Origin of the sequence: Stieleria sp., from assembly GCF_041595215.1 — a bacterium.
GTDB lineage: Bacteria > Planctomycetota > Planctomycetia > Pirellulales > Pirellulaceae > Stieleria > Stieleria magnilauensis.
This window is the reverse complement of record NZ_JBFHKV010001469.1, coordinates 1-1615: the sequence shown is the minus strand read 5'-3', so window position 1 is coordinate 1615 and position 1615 is coordinate 1. Positions and strand designations below refer to the sequence as shown.

Sequence of the window (1615 nt, the reverse complement as noted above, 5' to 3'; positions counted from 1 at the left end):
GATGGTGTCCGGGGTCGTGATCATGTTGATCGGCAAGGTGAATCCCGGAGCGATCCCCAGCAGCAACGTGTTTCAGTCCGGGATGGTGTCTGTTCTGGCGTTGATGGGAATTGCCTGGATGGCGAATACATTTATCGGCGCGCACAACGAGTTGCTGTCGTCGGTGATGCTGGGACAAGTGGAACAGCGTGTCTGGGTACTGCCGGTCGCCTACTATGCGACGGCGGCGTTGACGACCAGCCAGTCGACAGCCACCCTGATCGTTACGCCGGTCGCAATTGCCATGGGGATCTCACCGGCGATGATTGTCGCTTCGTGGCTGGCGGTCATTGGGATCCACTTCTTTCCCGCCAATGGCAGCCAGATTGCCACGATACAGTTCGACCGCTCTGGCACGACCCGGATCGGCGGTTTCGTGTTGAACCACTCGTTCCTGCTGCCGAACGTCATTGTGGCGACGGTCAGCGTGCTCACCGCATTCCTCATCGCCGCTGCCTGTTTTTGATGCGGATGCTGTGAACGTCAGTCCGAAAGGATCAATTGATTGGCGTCGGCCGCGGCTGGCGTTCCGTCGACCAGACAAACCTGATCGGACGTTCGAGCGGATTTGGGTTCATGGATTCGGTAAGCTTTCGAACGTTTCGGTGACCGGTGATTCTCCGCGCAGCATCTTGCCGCCTTGGCCGACCAGCTTCAGATAGTGGTCACTCGGCAGCCCTTCATAGGTCAGAAACCGAGCACCGTTACCGACCGGTGGATCGTTGCTGCATTTGAAGATCGCCGTGCCTTCATCAACCTCGTCGAACATTGCGACGTAAATCATCTCGCAACCGGCGCGTTTGGCGGCGATCAGTTGCGACCACAAAAACTGCCCTTTCAATCTCGGAATCGCATCGAGTTTGTCACCGGTCAGATTGTGCCAACTGAAACCCGGAAACACGACTGGCAAGAAATCGATCTGACGGGCGTCGCACCATTGGCGGTCGCCGCTCCAAACCGTTGCGGCATGACGCGTCGCCTGCTCGGGCGTTTGATACCGTCCGATGCTCCAGGGACTGACGATGTCCGCCGTTTCCAGAATCGTGTGCAACAGGGGATCGCTGACGGCATCCCGTTTGCCTTCGCGCCAGAACGACGGTACCCCGAGCATGACGGTGCAGCCATTGGATTTGAGCCATTTCACCAGATCCAGGCATTCGCTAAGCGTATAGTCGCGATCGTCGCTGAAACCGATGCCCCAAACCGCGACCACCGGTTGATTCTGGTGATGCAGGTACGCGGGGTCATTGGCGATCTTCATGTCCGCTTGCAATCTCGTCCAATCGTCCCGTACGCGCGAGACCTCGCCCGCACGAAGACCGGACAAGTCATACATCACGGCAAAGGCACGACCGGCACGGTTGGCCCCCTCGCGGCAGTGTGAAAGCACATTGTTTTTGTGCCGCAGCGTGGTCGGGTTCGTCAGTCCATTGGCGAATCGCTGCACAAATGCGCCATCGATGCCGTAGTCTTGCATCCATTGAAAGTGTCGCATCACCGTATCGCGGTTGGCGCTGCTGAACACTTCCGCCACCCGACCGTCGGCATGCTGGAAACCGGTGGCGTAGCGTTCGTG

Annotated in this window: 2 protein-coding genes; one reads left to right on the top strand and one right to left on the bottom strand. The window is 58.4% G+C overall.

Annotated features, from left to right (window positions below):
• The first annotated feature begins 1 nt into the window (after window position 1).
• Window positions 2-505 carry an anaerobic C4-dicarboxylate transporter family protein gene (locus ABX749_RS32205; RefSeq protein WP_372899644.1) on the top strand — a complete coding sequence of 168 codons (504 nt, stop codon included), beginning with the start codon at window positions 2-4 and terminating at the stop codon, window positions 503-505.
• Window positions 506-613: 108 nt separating this feature from the next.
• On the opposite strand, the gene ABX749_RS32200 is transcribed toward ABX749_RS32205, so the two are convergent.
• A partial coding sequence (locus ABX749_RS32200) for a glycoside hydrolase family 71/99-like protein (protein ID WP_372899643.1) occupies window positions 614-1615 on the bottom strand: 1002 nt, incomplete at its 5' end.